Origin of the sequence: Streptomyces deccanensis (assembly GCF_022385335.1) — a bacterium.
In the GTDB taxonomy this organism is placed as follows: Bacteria; Actinomycetota; Actinomycetes; order Streptomycetales; family Streptomycetaceae; genus Streptomyces; species Streptomyces deccanensis.
The window spans coordinates 4,090,705-4,107,794 of record NZ_CP092431.1 but is presented as its reverse complement, the minus strand read 5'-3'; the positions used below and the strand labels follow the sequence as shown (position 1 = coordinate 4,107,794).

The 17,090-nt window shown below is 71.2% G+C and carries 11 protein-coding genes; 5 read left to right on the top strand and 6 right to left on the bottom strand.

From position 1 onward, the window contains the following. The first annotated feature begins 43 nt into the window (after positions 1 to 43). On the top strand, positions 44 to 5,017 hold the full coding sequence (locus L3078_RS18290; protein ID WP_239754899.1) for an NAD-glutamate dehydrogenase: 4,974 nt from the start codon (positions 44 to 46) through the stop codon (positions 5,015 to 5,017). An 80-nt stretch (positions 5,018 to 5,097) separates the two neighbouring features. Here L3078_RS18290 and L3078_RS18285 read toward each other — a convergent pair whose 3' ends face one another. Together L3078_RS18285 and L3078_RS18280 are read right to left on the bottom strand one after the other, a co-directional pair. Then, complete coding sequence (locus tag L3078_RS18285) at positions 5,098 to 7,098, bottom strand: serine/threonine-protein kinase (protein ID WP_239754897.1); 2,001 nt, start codon at positions 7,096 to 7,098, stop codon at positions 5,098 to 5,100. 299 nt (positions 7,099 to 7,397) lie between these two features. Beyond that, entirely contained in the window at positions 7,398 to 8,441 is a 1,044-nt protein-coding gene (locus tag L3078_RS18280; protein ID WP_239754895.1) for a serine/threonine-protein kinase, read from the bottom strand. Positions 8,442 to 8,586: 145 nt separating this feature from the next. Between L3078_RS18280 and L3078_RS18275 the strand changes: the two genes are divergently transcribed. Next, positions 8,587 to 11,541 carry a bifunctional glycosyltransferase/CDP-glycerol:glycerophosphate glycerophosphotransferase gene (locus tag L3078_RS18275; RefSeq protein ID WP_239754893.1) on the top strand — a complete coding sequence of 985 codons (2,955 nt, stop codon included), beginning with the start codon at positions 8,587 to 8,589 and terminating at the stop codon, positions 11,539 to 11,541. After that, positions 11,538 to 12,656, top strand: coding sequence for a glycosyltransferase (locus tag L3078_RS18270; RefSeq protein ID WP_239754891.1), 1,119 nt, complete (start codon positions 11,538 to 11,540; stop codon positions 12,654 to 12,656). The genes L3078_RS18275 and L3078_RS18270 overlap by 4 nt, the downstream gene beginning before the upstream one ends. 89 nt (positions 12,657 to 12,745) lie before the next feature. Here the strand turns inward: L3078_RS18270 and L3078_RS18265 are convergent, their stop codons facing one another. Continuing rightward, positions 12,746 to 13,591 carry an ABC transporter ATP-binding protein gene (locus L3078_RS18265; RefSeq protein WP_392315159.1) on the bottom strand — a complete coding sequence of 282 codons (846 nt, stop codon included), beginning with the start codon at positions 13,589 to 13,591 and terminating at the stop codon, positions 12,746 to 12,748. Next, positions 13,584 to 14,516 (bottom strand): ABC transporter permease, encoded by a 933-nt coding sequence (locus tag L3078_RS18260; RefSeq protein WP_239754889.1) that lies wholly within the window; start codon positions 14,514 to 14,516, stop codon positions 13,584 to 13,586. Before L3078_RS18260 ends, L3078_RS18265 begins: the two co-directional genes overlap by 8 nt. A 195-nt stretch (positions 14,517 to 14,711) precedes the next feature. On the opposite strand from L3078_RS18260, the gene L3078_RS18255 reads away from it, so the two are divergent. Both L3078_RS18255 and L3078_RS18250 read left to right on the top strand, forming a co-directional pair. Next, the gene (locus tag L3078_RS18255; RefSeq protein ID WP_239754886.1) at positions 14,712 to 15,350 is read left to right on the top strand and encodes a TetR/AcrR family transcriptional regulator; all 639 of its coding nucleotides are present in this window, start codon (positions 14,712 to 14,714) and stop codon (positions 15,348 to 15,350) included. Between the two features lie 87 nt (positions 15,351 to 15,437). Further along, a complete protein-coding gene (locus L3078_RS18250; RefSeq protein ID WP_239754884.1) occupies positions 15,438 to 15,938 on the top strand; it encodes a DUF6174 domain-containing protein in 501 nt (166 codons plus the stop codon). A 9-nt stretch (positions 15,939 to 15,947) separates the two neighbouring features. On the opposite strand, the gene L3078_RS18245 is transcribed toward L3078_RS18250, so the two are convergent. Both L3078_RS18245 and L3078_RS18240 read right to left on the bottom strand, forming a co-directional pair. Further along, the gene (locus L3078_RS18245) at positions 15,948 to 16,895 is read right to left on the bottom strand and encodes an ADP-ribosylglycohydrolase family protein (protein ID WP_239754883.1); all 948 of its coding nucleotides are present in this window, start codon (positions 16,893 to 16,895) and stop codon (positions 15,948 to 15,950) included. Continuing rightward, complete coding sequence (locus tag L3078_RS18240; protein ID WP_239754882.1) at positions 16,882 to 17,079, bottom strand: DUF397 domain-containing protein; 198 nt, start codon at positions 17,077 to 17,079, stop codon at positions 16,882 to 16,884. The genes L3078_RS18245 and L3078_RS18240 overlap by 14 nt, the downstream gene beginning before the upstream one ends. Positions 17,080 to 17,090 lie beyond the last annotated feature (11 nt).

Genomic DNA, 17,090 nt, shown 5'->3' with positions numbered 1-17,090 from the left:
CCTTCTACGTCACGCAACGGCGCGCGACAGGAGCCAGAGGACAATGCAGACCAAGCTGGACGAAGCCAAGGCCGAGCTGCTCGAACGGGCCGCCCGGGTAGCTGAGAACAGCCCGGTCGGGGGGTATCTACCGACTGGGACGACGAGCGAGAGTACGTCCGACATCCCGGACCAGGAGACCGTGCTCGCGTTCCTCCAGCGCTACTACCTGCACACCGCCCCGGAGGACCTGAGCGGCCGTGACCCGGTCGACGTCTTCGGAGCCGCCCACTCCCACTACCGACTGGCCGAGAACCGCCCCCAGGGCACGGCCAACGTGCGGGTCCACACCCCGACCGTCGAGGAGAACGGCTGGACGTGCAGCCACTCCGTCGTCGAGGTGGTCACCGACGACATGCCCTTTCTCGTCGATTCCGTGACCAATGAGCTGTCCCGGCAGGGACGCGGGATCCACGTCGTCATCCACCCCCAGGTCGTCGTCCGGCGGGACGTCACCGGCAAGCTCGTCGAGTTGATCGTCGACCCCGCCGCCGTCGCCGCCGCGTCCGCCGCCGTGGCCGCCGGGGAGACGCTGCCGCACGACGCGCACATCGAGTCCTGGATCCACGTCGAGATCGACCGCGAGACCGACCGGGCGGACCTCAAGCAGATCAACAACGATCTGCTGCGCGTCCTGTCCGACGTCCGCGAGGCCGTCGAGGACTGGGAGAAGATGCGGGACGCGGCGGTCCGGATCGCCGACGGGCTGCCCGCCGAGCACACCGCCGACGACCTGCGCGGAGAGGAGGTGGAGGAGGCCCGCGAGCTGCTGCGCTGGCTCGCCGACGACCACTTCACCTTCCTCGGCTACCGTGAGTACGAGCTGCGCGAGGACGACTCGCTCGCCGCCGTCGCCGGCACCGGCCTCGGCATCCTGCGCTCCGACCCGCACCACGCAGGGGAGGACCAGCACCCCGTCAGCTCCTCCTTCGAGCGGTTGCCCGCCGACGCCCGCGCCAAGGCCCGTGAGCACAAGATCCTCGTCCTGACGAAGGCCAACAGCCGGGCCACCGTCCACCGGCCGTCCTACCTCGACTACGTGGGCGTGAAGAAGTTCGACGCCGAGGGGAACGTGATCGGCGAGCGGCGCTTCCTCGGACTGTTCTCCTCCGCCGCCTACACCGAGTCCGTGCGCCGGGTGCCCGTCATCCGCCGCAAGGTCGACGAGGTCCTCGTCGGCGCCGGGTTCTCGCCCAACAGCCACGACGGACGCGACCTGCTCCAGATCCTGGAGACCTACCCGCGCGACGAGCTGTTCCAGACCCCGGCCGACGAACTGCGGTCCATCGTCACCTCCGTGCTCTACCTCCAGGAGCGCCGACGGCTGCGGCTCTACCTGCGCCAGGACGAGTACGGGCGCTACTACTCCGCCCTCGTCTACCTCCCGCGCGACCGCTACACCACCGGCGTACGCCTCAGGATCATCGACATCCTGAAGGAGGAACTGGGCGGCATCAGCGTCGACTTCACCGCCTGGAACACCGAATCGATCCTCTCCCGGTTGCACTTCGTGGTCCGCGTCCAGCCCGGCACCGAACTGCCGCACCTCAGCGACGCCGACAAGGACCGCCTTGAGGCCAAGCTCGTCGAGGCCGCCCGCTCCTGGTCCGACGGGTTCGCCGAGGCGCTCAACGCCGAGGTCGGCGAGGAACGCGCCGCCGAGATGCTGCGCAAGTACGCGAACGCCATCCCCGAGGGGTACAAGGCCGACCACAACCCCCGCTCCGCCGTCGCGGACCTCTGCCGCCTCGAAGCGCTCGACCAGGACGAGGACTTCGAGCTCAGCCTGTACGAGCCGGTGGGCGCCGCGCCCGACGAGCGCCGCTTCAAGATCTACCGCAAGGGCGGCTCGGTCTCGCTCTCCGCGGTGCTGCCCGTCCTCAACCGCATCGGCGTCGAGGTCATCGACGAACGGCCGTACGAGCTGCGCTGCTCGGACCGGACGACCGCGTGGATCTACGACTTCGGGCTGCGCATGCCGAGGGCGCAGGCCGGGAGCGTGGACTACGCCGGGGACGACGCCCGGGAGCGGGTGCAGGAGGCCTTCGCCGCCACCTGGACCGGGCAGGCCGAGAACGACGGGTTCAACGCGCTCGTGCTGAGCGCCGGGCTCACCTGGCGGCAGGCCATGGTGCTGCGCGCGTACGCCAAGTACCTGCGGCAGGCCGGGTCCACCTTCAGCCAGGACTACATGGAGGACACCCTCCGCAACAACGTCCACACCACCCGGTTGCTCGTGTCGCTGTTCGAGGCGCGGATGTCGCCGGACCGGCAGCGGGCCGGGCGGGAGATCGTCGACGCGCTCCTCGAAGAGGTCGACGCCGCGCTCGACCAGGTCGCCAGCCTCGACGAGGACCGCATCCTGCGGTCCTTCCTCACCGTCATCAAGGCGACGCTGCGGACGAACTTCTTCCAGGAGGCCGCCGGCGGCAAGCCGCACGACTACGTCTCCATGAAGTTCGACCCGCAGGCGATCCCGGATCTCCCGGCGCCGCGCCCGGCGTTCGAGATCTGGGTGTACTCGCCGCGCGTCGAGGGCGTGCACCTCAGGTTCGGGAAGGTCGCCCGCGGTGGTCTGCGCTGGTCGGACCGGCGGGAGGACTTCCGGACCGAGATCCTCGGCCTGGTCAAGGCGCAGATGGTGAAGAACACCGTCATCGTGCCCGTCGGCGCCAAGGGCGGCTTCGTCGCCAAGCAGCTGCCCGACCCGTCCGTGGACCGGGACGCCTGGCTCGCCGAGGGCATCCGCAGCTACAAGACCTTCATCTCCGCGCTGCTCGACATCACCGACAACATGGTCGCGGGCGAGGTCGTCCCGCCGGCGGACGTCGTCCGGCACGACGAGGACGACACCTATCTCGTCGTCGCCGCGGACAAGGGCACCGCGACCTTCTCCGACATCGCCAACGAGGTCGCCGAGAGCTACAACTTCTGGCTCGGGGACGCCTTCGCCTCCGGCGGCTCGGCCGGCTACGACCACAAGGGCATGGGCATCACCGCGCGCGGCGCCTGGGAGTCCGTCAAGCGGCACTTCCGGGAGCTGGGGGTGAACACGCAGGCCGAGGACTTCACGGTCGTCGGCATCGGTGACATGTCCGGTGACGTGTTCGGCAACGGCATGCTGCTCAGCGAGCACATCCGGCTGGTCGCCGCCTTCGACCACCGGCACATCTTCATCGACCCCAGCCCCGACGCGGCCACCTCCTACGCCGAGCGCCGGCGCGTCTTCGAGCTGCCCCGCTCCAGCTGGGCCGACTACGACACCGATCTGATCTCCACCGGCGGCGGCGTCTTCCCGCGCACCGCCAAGGCGATCCCGATCAACGCCCACATCAGGGACGTCCTCGGCATCGAGGACAAGATCGCCAAGATGACCCCGGCCGACCTGATGAAGGCGATCCTCAAGGCGCCGGTCGACCTGCTGTGGAACGGCGGCATCGGCACCTACGTGAAGGCGTCGACCGAGTCGCACGCCGACGTCGGCGACAAGGCCAACGACGCGATCCGGGTCGACGGCGCCGATCTGCGCGTCCAGGTCGTCGGCGAGGGCGGCAACCTCGGGCTGACCCAGCTGGGCCGGATCGAGTTCGCGCAGAAGGGCGGGCGGGTCAACACCGACGCCATCGACAACAGCGCGGGCGTGGACACCTCCGACCACGAGGTGAACATCAAGATCCTGCTCAACGGCCTGGTCACCGACGGCGACATGACCGTCAAACAGCGCAACAAGCTGCTCGCCGAGATGACCGACGAGGTCGGCCGGCTGGTTCTGCGCAACAACTACGCGCAGAACACGGCGATCGCCAACGCCCTCGCCCAGTCCTCGGACATGCTCCACGCCCAGCAGCGCTTCATGCGCCACCTGGTGCGCGAGGGCCACCTCGACCGGGCGCTCGAATTCCTGCCCACCGACCGGCAGATCCGCGAGCGCCTGAACACCGGGCACGGCCTGACCGGTCCCGAGACGGCCGTCCTCCTCGCCTACACGAAGATCACCGTCGCCGAGGAGCTGCTGCACACCTCCCTCCCGGACGACCCCTACCTGCGCAAACTGCTGCACGAGTACTTCCCGACCGCGCTGCGCGAGCAGTTCCGCGAGCACATCGACAGCCACCCGCTGAGCCGTGAGATCGTCACGACCCTGCTGGTCAACGACACGGTCAACACGGGCGGTACGAGCTTCCTGCACCGGCTGCGCGAGGAGACCGGGGCCTCGCTCGAGGAGATCGTCCGGGCGCAGACCGCCTCCCGCGCGATCTTCGGGTCGGGTGCGGTGTGGGACGCGGTCGAGGGCCTGGACAACAAGGTCGACGCGGCCGTCCAGACCCGGATCCGGCTGCACTCCCGCCGTCTCGTCGAGCGCGGCACGCGCTGGCTGCTCAACAACCGGCCGCAGCCGCTGGAGCTCAGCGGGACCATCGCGTTCTTCTCCGAGGGCGTGCACCTGGTCTGGGGCGAGCTGCCCAAGTTGCTGCGCGGCGCCGACCTGGAGTGGTACCAGAAGATCTACGACGAGCTGACCGGCGGCGGAGTCCCGGAGGAGCTGGCCACGCGCGTCGCGGGCTTCTCCTCGGCCTTCCCGACGCTCGACATCGTCGCGGTCGCCGACCGGGTCGGCCGTACGCCGATGGAGGTCGCCGAGGTGTACTACGACCTCGCCGACCGGCTGCGCATCACCCAGCTCATGGACCGCATCATCGAGCTGCCGCGCGCGGACCGCTGGCAGTCCATGGCCCGCGCGGCGATCCGCGAGGACCTGTACGCGGCCCACGCCTCCCTCACGGCCGAGGTCCTCTCGGCGGGCAACGGCACCTCCACGCCGGAGCAGCGTTTCAAGGTGTGGGAGCAGAAGAACGCGGCGCTGCTGGGCCGGGCGCGGACGACCCTGGAGGAGATCCAGGGCTCCGACGCGTTCGACCTCGCCAACCTGTCGGTGGCGATGCGGACGATGCGCACGCTGCTGCGTTCGCACTCCTAGCGGTACGGCGAACTTCTAGCGGTACGGCGAAGGGGGCGCCCCAGGCTCTGGGGCGCCCCCTTCCGTATGCGTCGCCGGGGTTATTCGGTGATCTCCCAGAGGGTCAGCTTGCCCTGCACCGTGGGGACTTCCCAGCTGTACTCGCCCGGGGTCAGCCCGGTGATCTCGTACATGGCGAGGTTGCCCTGCTTGGTGACCGTGCAGAGCCTGACGCCCTTGTCGATCTCCGCCTCCTCGCCGAAGGCACCGGAGTCCAGGCTGGAGGGCAGCACGTCCGTCCCCGTGCCCTCGGCGCACTCCTGCGGTGTGGTGCCCGCGCTCTTGCCCATGGTTGTGTCGAAGTACCAGTAGCTGCTGTCGAGGTGCATGTCCATCAGGCCGTCGACCATCTCGTCCTCGGTGTCGACCTCCGGCTTGTCGAAGTCGACGTTGACGTAGGCCGAGCCGGCGGGGGTGCGCAGCGTGAAGGACTTGCCCTCGAAGACGGCTGTGTACTGGGCGTTCGCGGGGATCGAGGGGGTCTCGCTCGGGCCCGTTCCGTCGCTCGCGCCGCCCTGGTCGCCGGAGCCGGAGTCCGTGCCGGTGCCGGTCGGGGTCGGGGTGGGGGTCGAGGCGGCCTGGTCGCCGCCGTTGTCGTCCTTGCCGTCGTTCTTGGTGCTGTCCTTGGGGGAGTCGCTCGCCGAGCTGTTGCTGTCGTCCTTCTCGTTCAGCACGTACACGGCCGCGGCCGCGCCGGAGCCGGCCACGAGGACGAGGGCCAGGGCGACCAGGGCCGCCTTCAGGCCGCGACGGCTCTTCTTGGGCGGGGCGGCCGGTGCCGGGGCCGCTGCCTGCGGGGTGAGGTTGTAGGTGTCGGGGGCCGGGGGCGGATAGCCGTAGCCGGGGGTCGGGGTCTGGCCCTGGGCCGTTGGGCCGAAGCCGGTCGGCGGCTGGGTCGGCGCCTGCTGGGGTACGCCCTGGGTGGTGCCCTGGGCGTACGCGTGGGCCTGGGCCGCCGGGTCGTGGGGCGGGGCCGTGGGCGGCGTCGGGGCGCCGGTCGGGGCGGTGGTCGGGGGAGCCGCCGGGGGTGTGACCGGGGGCGCGGCCGGCATCTGGGGTGACGTCGGCTGGGGCGGGGCCTGGGCGGACTGCTCGCGGCGGGCGATCTCGGCGGTGAGCGGTGCCGGGAGCCAGCCGGTGAAGTCGCTGAGGCCCCGGTCGGCCGACTCCTGGCAGAGCGCGGCCAGTTCCTCGGTGCCGATGCGCTCGGCCGGGTCGGCGGTCAGGCAGCGCTCCAGCAGCGGGCGCAGCCGGTCGTCGTAGCCGTCGAGCCGGGGCGGGCGCTGGGAGGTGTTGGCGATCTGCGCGGCGATGGTGATGGCGCCGCCGTCGCCGTACGGGTGGCGTCCGGTGGCGGCGACCGCCGCGATCAGGCCCAGCGAGAAGACATCGGTGGCCGGGGTGACCTGCTCGCCGAGGGCGTGCTCCGGCGACATGTACTGCGGGGTGCCGATCAGGCCGCCGGACTGGGTCAGATGGGTGGCGTCGGCGGCGCGGGCGATGCCGAAGTCGATGACGTACGGGCCCTGGGAGCCCAGCAGGATGTTGCTGGGCTTGAGGTCGCGGTGGATGACTCCGGCCGCGTGGATCGAGGTGAGGGCGCGGGCCGCGCAGCCGACGAGCTGGAAGACGGCGGGCAGGGGGAGCGGGCCGAAGGCGACCAGGGCGTCGTGCAGGGGGATGCCGGCGATGAACACCGAGGCGAGCCAGGGGAGTTCGCCGGTGGTGTCGTGGTCGACGACCGGGACGATGTGGTAGCCCTGCACGCGGCGGGCGGCCTGGACCTCCTGCTCGAAACGGCGGCGGAAGTCGGCGTCCTGGCCGTACTCGCGGCGGATGACCTTCAGGGCGACGGGCTGGCCGCCGCGGGTGTGCGACAGGTAGACCGTGCCCATGCCGCCCTCGCCGATGCGGGCCTGCAGGTGGTAGCCGGCCGTCTCTCGTGGGTCCTGCGGTCCCAGAGGGCTCAGGATGTCGCCGGTGCTGGTGCTGATGGGAGCCTCCCCCGGTGCGGTGCCGAACTCCGGTGCCGGTGCGGGCACTTGGAGCGGTCCGAAGCTTATACGGCACTTATGACACTTGGGGTGGGTGTTGCGGTTCCCCGGGGGAATGGGGCGCCTTATAGCTCGGGGGTTCGGGTGCGTTGGCGACTGCGGGTGCGTGGGGCTTCTCGCGCAGTTCCCCGCGCCCCTGAAAGACCAGGCCCTGCGGGCCTGAAAGACCACGGCCCTGCGGGCCTGAAAAGCACAGGGCGCAGCCCCTGCTTTTCAGGCGCGCGGGGAACTGCGCGACCAGCCCCCACGCACCCGCACCCGACAACGCACCCCACCCGGCCCTCGACTCACGGCTCCCGGCGGACCCGGCGGCGCCATTCCTCGTCCCGCACAGTGATCGGTGCCGTAGGCGGGAGGCGGCGGGCTGTCGGGGCCTCCGAGATGTGGGGGGTCGGGGTCGTCGGCGCCTCTGTCAGGGACAGCGTGCGGAAGGCCGTCTCGATGATGGTCACCGACGTGGCGACCGGCGCCGGCAGCCAGCCCGTGAAGTCGCGGACGTCCCGGCGGGCCGCCCCCGCGCAGTGTTCGGCGACGGCGGCAGCCGACGGGCGGGACGCCGGGTCGGCGGTCAGGCAGCGGCGGATGACGTCCACGAGAGGGCGGTCGATGCCGTCCAGCGCCGGCGGCGCGACGTCCGTGGCGGCGATACGGGTCGCGATGGCCAGCGGGTTGCCGCGCCCGTACGGATGGCTGCCCGTCGCGGCGACCGCGGCGATCAGGCCCAGCGCGAACACGTCGGACGCGGAGGTGACCCGGCGGCCGAGGGCGTGCTCGGGGGACATGTAGCGAGGGGTGCCGATCAGGCGTCCGGCGGTGGTCAGGGTCGCCGCGCCCGCCGCCCGCGCGATGCCGAAGTCGAGCAGCCAGGGCCCGTCGGCGGCCAGCAGCAGGTTGGCGGGCTTGACGTCGCGGTGGATCACCCCGGCGGTGTGCACGGCGTCCAGCGCGTACGCGGCGCAGGCCAGCAGTTGCAGGACCGTGGCCATGGGCAGCGGGCCGTGGGTCTCCAGCGCCTGGTCGAGGGGGACGCCCGGGACGTAGTGCGTGGCCAGCCAGGGGCGCTCCGCACCGGCGTCGTGGTCGACGATCGGCACCAGGTGGTAGCCGGAGACGCGGCGCCCGGCGGCCACCTCGCGGGCGAACCGCTCACGGAAGGCGGGGCTGCCGGCGTACTCCGGGCGGACCAGTTTCAGCGCGACCGGCTGGCCGCCCCGGCTGCGGGAGAGATAGACGGTGCCCATGCCGCCCTCACCGATCCGGGCGTACAGCGGGTACCCGGCGATCTCCCGCGGATCCTCCGTCCGCAGCGGCTCAGGTACCACCCCACGCATCGACCGCCCCCTCCGCTCAGCACGTCCCCGGAGCGTATCGCGGTACCGGGCCGCCGGAAGCGGGTGAGGCAACCCGCGCACCGCCGGGGGCATCTACCCAAGTGGCCCTCAACCGCACCACGGTCTATAGAGGGTAGAAACAGTGATGAACGGAACGAACCGTACTGATGGGGTGAACGCGGACGTGGACCAGCGACCCGCCGTATCCGTCGTCGTGATCGTCTACAACGACGAGGCCAGGCTGCCCACGGCCGTCCGCTCGGTGCTGGAGCAGACGCTGCGGAGCGTGGAGGTCGTGATCGTCGACGACCACAGCACGGACGGCTCCTACGAGGTGGCCGCCCGGCTCGCCGCCGAGCATCCCGACCGGGTGCGCGCGTACCGGCTGCCCCAGAACAGCGGCGGCTGCGGCGCGCCCCGCAACGCGGGCATCCGGGAGACCCGGGGCGAGTACGTCGTCTTCCTCGACAGCGACGACGTCCTGGAGCGCAACGCCTGCCGGAACTTCCTGGAAGCCGCCGAGAGCACCGGCGCCGACCTCGTCTCCGGTCTCTGCGTCCGTGTCCACGTGGACACCCGCAACCGGAAGGAGGTCCCGTGGTACCCGTGGCTGTACGCCCGCACCCGTACCCTCGACTCCGTCTCCGAGCTGCCCGACCTGTTGGTCTACGACACCCTGTCCACCAACAAGTGCTACCGCCGGGACTTCCTCGTCGAGGGCGGGCTGCTGTTCCCGGTCGGCATCCACTACGAGGACCTCTTCTTCTCCGCCCAGGCGTACGCCGCCGCCCGCCGGATCGCCCTGATCCCCAACCGGGTCTACGACTGGAACGTGGTCGAGAGGGCGGAGGCCAAGTCGATCAGCAACCGGCGGGCCGAGATCGCCAACTTCGCGCACCGGATGGAGATCCACCGCCGGGTGGACCGGCTCCTGGCCGGTCAGGGCTTGGCGGAGCTGAAGTTTTACAAGGACGTCAAGTTCCTCAAGCACGACCTGGTGCTGCACCTGCGTGACCTGCCCTTCCGGGACGCGGCCTACCGCCGCGAGTTCGCCGAGCTGGCCCGCGCCTATCTGGCGTCGATCGACCCGGCCGCGTACGACGAGGTCGAACCCATCCACGCCGTCTGCGCGTATCTGCTGCGGAGGGGCGACTGGGACAACCTGCTGCCGGCCGTGGACACGCTCACCAACCGCGACAAGGTCTCCGCGCCCCTCGTCGAGCGCGACGGGCGGATCTACTGGTGCGCCGAACACCTGGACGCGCCGGGGGAGGAGGGCGAGTTCGCGCGCCGGATCCTGGACGTCACCGAACTCGGCTACCACGCCCGACCGGTCGGGAAGCTGTTCCTGCGCAACGAGCTGACGGAGTACGAGCAGCACCCGGACGGCACGGGGGCGGGCAGCGGCGGCCGTATCCGGCTCGCCGGGCGCGTCACCAACCCCCTCGGGGTGATCCCGGCCGACGCCCGGCTCTCCGCCGCGCTGGAGTTCTACGCCCGCCGCCCCGGCGTGCGGTTCCAGACCTTCCGGGTGCCGGTCGCCGATGTCCGGCACGAGGGTCCGTACCTCACCTGGCGGGCCGCCGTCGACATCTCCCGGACGCTCCGGCCGCTGGGCATCGTGGACGCCGTGTGGGACGTACGCCTCCACCTCGACGTCGACGGCGAGCGCACGACGAGCCGGCTGACGGCCGCCGAACCGGGGCTGACGGGCGGCGGCGCGCTGCCGGTCCGGCCGCGGCTCACGCGGCTGGTCGCCGACCGGGTCGAGCCGCAGATCTCCGTCCGAGGCCACCTCGCGTTCCGGCTGGTCCCCGACAAGAAGGCCAACGTCCTGGTCGCTAGAGGGCTTCGGGGCGCACCGGGCAAACTCGCCAAGTCGGGCTACCGCAAGGCGAAGGCGCTGCGCAAGAAGGCCACCTCGGGAAACGCCAAAATCCGCCTTTACCACGAGGTCTTCCTGCGTATGCCGAGGCAGCGGCGGCTGGTGGTGTTCGAGAGCCACCTCGGCCGGCAGTACAGCGACAGCCCCCGGGCGATCTACGAGGAGATGCGCCGCCAGGGTCTCGACTTCGAGGCGGTGTGGTCGTACGCGGGCCGCCCCGAGGGGTTCCCGGCCGACGCCACCCTCGTCCGGCGCTGGTCGCTGCCGTATCTGCGGGCGCTCGCCCGCGCCGAGTTCTGGATCGACAACCAGAGCTTCCCGCTGAAGCTGACCAAGCGCCCCGGCACGACCTACCTCCAGACCTGGCACGGCTCCGCGCTCAAGCGCATGGGCTTCGACGAGCCCGGCTGGAAGCTCAAGACCCGCGCCGAGCAGGCCGAACAGCAGCGCACCCTCGACCGCTTCGACCACTTCCTGATCCGCTCGGAGCACGACGTGCGCACCCTCGCGAAGGCCTTCCGGCTGCGGGAGAAGGTGCTGCTGAGGGTGGGCTACCCGCGTAACGACGCCCTCGCGCGAGCCCGGGAGACGGACCGGACGGACCGGACGGCCCAGCGCGCGCGTCTCGCCGCCGAGTTGGGCATCCCGGAGATCGCGGCGATCCCGCCGGACAAGAAGATCCTGCTCTACGCCCCCACCTTCCGCCACCAGGGCCAGCGCCGCTTCGCCCTCCCCTTCGACGTGGAGCGCTTCGCCGAGACCTTCGGCGACGAGTACGTGCTGCTCGTGCGCGCCCACTACCTCAACCACGTGGTGCTCCCGCCGTCGGTGCGGGGCCGGGTCGTCGACGTGTCCGACCACCACGACGTGACGCCCGTCCTCGCCCTCGCGGACGCGCTGATCACGGACTACTCGTCGGTGATGTTCGACTACGCGCTCCTCGACCGCCCGATGTTCTTCTTCACGTACGACTACGAGGAGTACGTCCACGAGGGCCGGGGCACCTACTTCGACCTCCTCGAACGCGCGCCGGGCCCGATCGTGCGCACCGAGGACGAGCTGCACGCCGTGCTGCGCGACTCCTCGCTGGAGGAGCAGACGCTCAAGTACGCCGCCGCGCGGGAGCGGTTCACGGCCGGTTTCGGCGAGTACGACCAGGGGACGGCGGCCCGTGACGTCGTCGACCAGTTCTTCTCCGAGTGGAGGCGCACGTGACCGGGCGGGGCGAGGCAGGGGGCACCGGGGCGCGGGACGTCTTCCTGGTGTCCAACAGTGTCGACGAGACGGGCGGGGTGACCAGTTGGACCCACCACCTGGCCCGTCTCCTGACCGAGCGGGGCCACCGCGTCCACGTCATCGGGATCACCACCCCCGAGGACCCGCACCCGCTCGGTGAACTCCCGTACCCCACCACGCGGTTGTACGACGGCCAGCCGCCTCCGCCCGGCCGAGCGCGGGACGCGAGCATGCGGGAGCGGGCGGCCGTGCTGACCGGCCTGTTCCGGGCCGCGCGCCCCGGCGGGGTCGTCATCGTGACCCAGGTGTGGGCGATGGAGTGGGTGAGGCTCGCCGACACCACTGGTCTGACCGTCATCGGGATGAGCCACGAGTCCTTCGAGACCTCGCGCCGCTCCTCGCGCTTCCGGCGGGTGCTCACGCACTACCGCGACGTCGACCGCATGCTCGTCCTCACCCGCGAGGACGCCGACCTGTGGATCGGGCAGGGCCTCAACAACGCCTCGTACCTGCCCAACGCCGTGCCCTGGCTGCCGGACGAGCCGTCCCCGCGCACCGCGAAGGCCGTCGTCAGCATCGGCCGGCTCAGCGACGAGAAGGGCGTCGACATGCTCCTCGACACCTGGGCCGAGGTGGCGCCCCGGCACCCCGACTGGACGCTGCTGGTCTACGGCTCCGGCGAGGACGAGGAACTGCTCAGGAAGCAGTGCACGGCCCTCGGGCTCGACGACTCGGTGTCCTGGATGGGCCGTACGCACGACGTGCAGGGCGCTCTGCGCGGCGGCTCGGTGTTCGCGCTGTCCTCCCGGGGCGAGGGTTTCCCGCTCGCCCTGATGGAGGCCATGGCGATGGGCGTCCCCTGTGTCGCCTTCGACTGCGCGCCCGGCGTCCACGAGATCGTGCGCGACGGCGAGGACGGCCTCCTGGTCCGCCCCGGCAACACGGGTGAACTGGCCCGCAAACTGGACCAGTTGATGACCGACAAGACCCTGCGGGACCGCATGGGCGACAAGGCGAGACAGAACATCCGCCGCTACGGCACGGAGGAGATCGTGGACCGATGGGAGGCCCTGTTCACTTTTCTGGAGAGGTGAGCATCGAAGGGGCGCGGGGAACTGCGCGATCAACCACGACGATCGCGCACCCGCCACCCCACAGGCCCCGCCGAGCTCTCAGGCGCGACCTACTTCTTCCCGCCGGTGAACTTCTCGTACTCCTTCAACACCTCGTCCGTCGGCCCGTCAAGGCGGAGCTCCCCGCGTTCCAGCCACAGCACCCGATCGCACGTGTCCCGGATCGACTTGTTGTTGTGGCTGACGAGGAACACCGTGCCCGCGTGCTTGCGCAGCTCACGGATCCGCGCCTCGGACCGCTTCTGGAAGGAGCGGTCCCCGGTCGCCAGCGCCTCGTCGATCAGCAGCACGTCGTGGTCCTTGGCGGCGGCGATGGAGAACCGCAGCCGGGCCGCCATGCCGGAGGAGTACGTGCGCATGGGGAGCGTGATGAAGTCCCCCTTCTCGTTGATGCCCGAGAAGTCGACGATCTCCTCGTACCGCTCCTTGACCTGCTCCCGGGACATGCCCATGGCGAGCCCGCCGAGGTGGACGTTCCGCTCGCCCGTGAGGTCGTTCATCAGGGCCGCGTTGACGCCGAGCAGCGACGGCTGGCCGTCGGTGTAGATGCGCCCGTTCTCCACGGGGAGGAGCCCGGCGACGGCCTTGAGCAGGGTCGACTTGCCGGAGCCGTTCGTGCCGATGAGCCCGATGGCCTCGCCCCGGTACGCGGTGAAGGACACGTTCCGCACGGCGTGCACCTTGCGCACGCCGGCCGCCTTCTCGGCCTTCTTGCGCCGCAGGATGCGGTTGAGCGCGGCGGTGGCGGTGCCGCGCCCGGCCCCCGTGCCGTTGACGCGGTAGACGATGTCGACGCCGTCGACGACGACGGTCGGCACGGGCTCGGGGACGGCGGCCTGGTCGGCTGCTGCGTGCCGGGTGCCGGGAACGGTGGGGTTGATGACGGTGTCAGCCACGGCCGTACGTCTCCTCAGCCTTCCAGAAGTAGATGAACCCGCCGACGCCCGCGAGGAGCGCCCAGCCCGCCGCGATCGCCCAGACGTGCGGCGGCAGTTGGCTTCCGTGGAAGCTGTCGATCAGCGCGAACCGCATGAGGTCGATGTAGACGGCGGCGGGGTTGCACTCCAGCAGCAGATGCACGAACGCCGGGATGTTCCGGTTGGCGAGCATGTGGTCGATGCTGAACATCACGCCCGAGGCGTACATCCAGGTGCGCAGCACGAACGGCATCAGCTGCGAGATGTCGGGGGTCTTGGCGCCGATCCGCGCCATCACCATCGCGACACCGGCGTTGAACACGAACTGCAGCGTCAGCGCGGGCACGATCAGCAGCCAGGACATGGCCACCGGAACCCCGAAGGCCAGCAGGATCACGACCAGCGCGGCCATGGAGAACAGCAGTTGCTGGAGCTGCTGGAGGCAGTACGACAGGGGGAGCGAGGCCCGGGGGAAGTGCAGGGCCCGCACCAGGCCGAGGCTGCCGGATATCGCGCGGGTGCCCGCCATGATCGAGCTCTGGGTGAAGGTCCACACGAACACGCCGGTCACGAGGAACGGGACGTAGTCCGGCACGCCCTTCTTGGTGCCCATGAGCAGGCCGAAGATCAGGTAGTAGACCGCCGCGTTCAGCAGGGGGTTCGCGATCTGCCAGATCTGGCCGAGCTTCGCCTGGCTGTACTGCGCGGTCAGCTTCGCCGTGGCGAACGCGGTGATGAAGTGTCGCCGGGCCCACAGCTGCCGTACGTACGCGCCGAGCGAGGGGCGGGCCCCGCTGACGCTCAGGCCGTACCGCTCGGCGAGCTGGGCCGGGGTCTCGGCGGCGCGGGCGGTTCGGGGGGTGTCCGCCGTGGTCGGGGGCGGTGTGTCGAGGACCTGGCTCACATCCGCTGCTTTCGCTAGTGAGGTCGCTGGTGGGGGGGCGTCCCGCGTACGCGGCCGCGCTGTCGTCGCTTGGCTTCTTACGTCGCCCTTGCCCTGCTCTTACGTCGGGACGGGACCGTATCGTCGCAACGCGAGAGTAAGCCGATTCGACGTCGGAACGCAACCGTTTCGTCGTCACGGCCTATGCTGTGAGCCATGACGACGAACGCCGACCCCTCCGAGGGGCAGCCGCCGCCACGGCCGCGCCGCCGGGCCCCCGCCGGGGCGGCCGTGCTCCGCGAGGACGTGACGGAGGCGATCCGGGCGGCGGTCTTCGAGGAGCTGGCGGCCGTCGGCTACGCCCGGATGTCCATCGAGGGCATCGCGCGCCGCGCGGGCGTCGGCAAGACGGCGGTGTACCGCCGCTGGCGCTCCAAGCTGCACCTGGTGCTGGACCTGGTCTCGGCGGTGGCGGTACAGGGCCTGCCGATGCCGGACACGGGCTCGCTGGAGGGCGACCTCCGGCTGCTCTACGAGGTCACGTCCCGCGCGCTGCGCCACCCGGTCGCCGGCCAGATCATCCCCGACCTCCAGGCCGAGGCCGCCCGCAACCCCGAGATCGCCGAGGCGATGCAGAAGGCGTTGCGGGAGGGGCAGCAGAGCGTCGCCACCGGGATCGTCGCGGCGGCGGTCGCCCGGGGCGAGGTCCGGGCGGGCGTGGACGAGGACCTGGCCCTGGACGTGATCTCCGGCCCGCTGTACTGGCGCTCGGTGGTCGTCCGCGCGCCGAAGCTGCCCAAGGGGTACCTGGAGAGCCTCACGCGGGCCACGGCGGCGGCGTTGCGGGCGCTGTAGGAGCGAGTCGGAGGCCCGCAGTTACGGAGCTGAACGTTCCGCCGACGGGTGGCGTCCTAGTCACAGTCGCTCAGGAATGGGGTCGCCGTGACTCACTTACGCTCCCGTGCTCGTTCCGTCCTCCTGGCCGCCGCGCTGGTCGCGGGGACCGTGGGGACGGTGGGGATGACCGCCGCCTGCGACGGCGGGGCACCCACCGAACCGAAGGGCCGGGCCTCGCCCAAGCCCACCACGACACGGAACACCGTCATGTGGCATGAGCCCGCCTCGTACGTCTACACCCTCACGTCGACCTCGCAGGCCCTGGCGGGGAGGTTCCGGGTGACCGTCCGGGACGGCGAGGTGGCCGAGGCGGTCGGCCTCGACGAGGACAGCCGGCGTGCGGTGCGGCAGAGGCCCGGCGACATCCCCAAGATCGGTGACCTGATGGCCATGGTGGAGAAGGCCTGGCAGGAGCAGGCGGACACGGCGGAGGTGGAGTACGCCACCGGCGGTCATCCCGCGCGGATCACCCTGGACGTGGACGAGAACGCCATCGACGACGAGGCCGAGTACGTCATCAGCGGCTACGAGCCGGGCGCGGGCTGAGGCCGACGGTCAGGGGGCGGCTCCGGTCGCCAACTGCGTTGCCAGGCGGATGAGTTCCGGGGCGCGCAGTACCCGGTCCCCGAACCCCGGCAGGGGCACGTGCAGCGGCTCCAGCCAGCGCTCCGGGATCGCGTCGGCGCCGTACACCGCGCCCGCGAGCCCGCCGGTCACCGCCGCGACCGTGTCGGTGTCGCCGCCGAGGTCCACGGCCGCGCGTACGGCGCCCTCGTAGGAGTCGGTCGTGCGTACGGCCCACACGGCGGAGCCCAGGCAGGGCCAGACCGCGCCGTTGAACTCCGTGGCCCGATCGGGGTGCCAGTCGGGGGCGAGGACGACGTCGTACCGGGCGCGGTGGTCGGGGCGGAGCGCGGCCAGGGTCTCGGGGACGGCGGCGAGCGGGTCGCCACCGGCCAGCGCGATCCGGACCAGCTCGTGGAAGGCGGCGGTGCCTTCCCAGGCGGCCGGGTCGCCGTGGGTGAGCGCGGACAGCCGCCGGGCCGCGTCCATGGTGGTGTCCCGGCCGTCCCTCGCGAAGTACACGGCCGAGGTGGCGGCCCGCATCAGCGCGCCGTTGCCTGCGGCCCGTAGGTTCACCTGGAAGTGCAGGGCGGCCGCGAGGTCCCAGGGGTCGCCGCTGGTCAGCACGTCCTGGGTCTGGATGCCGATGTCCTTGGGGTCGGACACCGCCCAGCGCTGGAACCTCCGGAAGACGTCGGGCAGTTCGAGCGCCCCGTGTTCGACGAGTGACTCCCCGACGAGCACGGCCATCTGCGTGTCGTCGGTGGCCTCCCCCGGGTCCCAGCCACCGCCGCCGCACATCTCCCCACCGTGCCCGGCCTTCGGGAACCGCGCGGAGAAGGCCCCCTCGGGCCCGAACTCGAACGGCGCGCCGAGCGCGTCCCCGACGGCGGAGCCGAGGACTGCGCCGAGGGCGCGCTGCGGGTCAACGACGGCCAAGGGTGCCTGCCTTGAGGGTGGTGAGGAGGGCGTGGAGGGGGGTGGGGGTGGTGGTGAGGACTGCGGTGGGGTGGTCGCTTTCGCGGAGGCGTATGGAGGTGGGGGTGGGGGCGAGTTCGACGCAGGTGTCACCCGCGTCGGCGCCTGAGAAGGACGACTTCTGCCACCGGGGAGCGTCGGGCACGTCGGCTCCTT